Origin of the sequence: Pseudomonas sp. (assembly GCF_050739655.1) — a bacterium.
Lineage (GTDB): Bacteria > Pseudomonadota > Gammaproteobacteria > Pseudomonadales > Pseudomonadaceae > Aquipseudomonas.
This window is the reverse complement of record NZ_JBOIBY010000645.1, coordinates 1-1,522: the sequence shown is the minus strand read 5'-3', so window position 1 is coordinate 1,522 and position 1,522 is coordinate 1. Positions and strand designations below refer to the sequence as shown.

Annotated in this window: 1 protein-coding gene; it reads left to right on the top strand. The window is 59.2% G+C overall.

Annotated elements, in window-relative coordinates:
* The first annotated feature begins 88 nt into the window (after positions 1-88).
* A complete protein-coding gene (gene tilS, locus ACRESJ_RS30875) occupies positions 89-1,417 on the top strand; it encodes a tRNA lysidine(34) synthetase TilS (protein WP_431761288.1) in 1,329 nt (442 codons plus the stop codon).
* The last annotated feature ends 105 nt before the right edge of the window (positions 1,418-1,522 follow it).

Genomic DNA, 1,522 nt, shown 5'->3' with positions numbered 1-1,522 from the left:
GGGCATCAGATTCAACATCATTGTTGACTGACACACCGCCTTCGCGAGCAAGCCCGCTCCCACATTTGATTTGTGCAAAGGGATCGATATGAGCCAGTCAAAGATTGATCTTGCTGCCCGGCTTCTGCTGAATCTCACCCCTTGGCGCAACGCCAAAACCTGGCGCATAGCCTTTTCCGGCGGCCTCGACTCCACAGTTTTGCTGCACTTGCTCGCAAGCCTCGCAAAAACACAATCCCTGCCGGCGCTGAGCGCTATCCACATACATCACGGCCTCCAGGCTGCGGCTGATGCGTGGCCGGAACATTGTCAGTTGATTTGTGAGTCTTTGGGAGTGCCGCTTCAAGTCGTCCATGTGCAAGTGCAACCCGGTGCAAGTCTTGAGCGTGCGGCACGCGATGCACGGTATGGCGCGTTCATCGAAGCCATTGAGGCCAATGAGCTGCTGCTGACCGCCCAGCACCGCGACGATCAGGCCGAAACCTTGCTGTTTCGCCTGTTGCGTGGCGCCGGAGTGCGAGGGTTGTCCGGCATGCCGCGCCAACGCTTGTTGGGTCGGGGCCAGCTATTGCGGCCATTACTCGATGTCACCCGAGCCGAGCTGGAGGGCTACGCCACCGAGCATCAGTTGAGCTGGATCGAGGACCCCTCCAATCAGGATCGGCAATTTTCGCGTAACTACCTGCGTCATCAGGTGTTCCCGGTATTGACTGCGCGTTGGCCTCAAGCGATGGCGACCATGGCGCGCAGCGCCGCGCACTTGGGCGAAGCGCAAGTGCTGCTCGATGATCTTGCGAAAATCGATTTGAGCCAGGCCAGCACGCCAGGTGATTTTGACTGGCTTGGCTTACCGTCGCTGGAGCTGGCGGCGCTGCAAGCGCTCTCGTTAGCACGGCAGCGCAACGCGCTCAGTCACTGGCTTGAACCGCTGACGCGATTGCCGGACAGCGACCATTGGTCGGGTTGGGACGATTTGCGTGATGCCACCGGTGATGCCCGACCGGTGTGGCGACTGGCGGATGGCGAGTTGCATCGAGCGGCAGGGCGAGTCTGGTGGTTGTCCGCTGGCTGGTTGAGCCCATTACCCGGCGTGGGAGATTGGCCTGATCCTGCCTTGCCTCTGGCTTTACCCGGCAACGGAGTGCTCACGCTGACCGGGCAAATCCCTGATGGCCCCTTGCAGATCCGCTATCGTGAAGGAGGTGAGGTCATGGATTTGCCGAGCCGTGGTCATCGCGATCTGAAGCGATTGCTTAACGAACGTGGTGTGCCGCAGTTCGTGCGCGGCAGATTGCCGCTGCTGTTCAAAGGCGAGCAATTACTGGCGGTGTCGAACCTTCAGGGGCTCGATGGCGGTGCGCTGGGAAATTGGAATTTGCATTGGCAGCTGCCAAGCGAAGATCAAGGTTTGAGCTGAAAGGGGCTTTCCGGTAGACTACGCTCCCTTCTTGATACAACTTCTGTGGATTCGCCTGAATTGCAGGAGTTGCCGATTACCAAGCAGTCTTTGCTGGGCGATTCC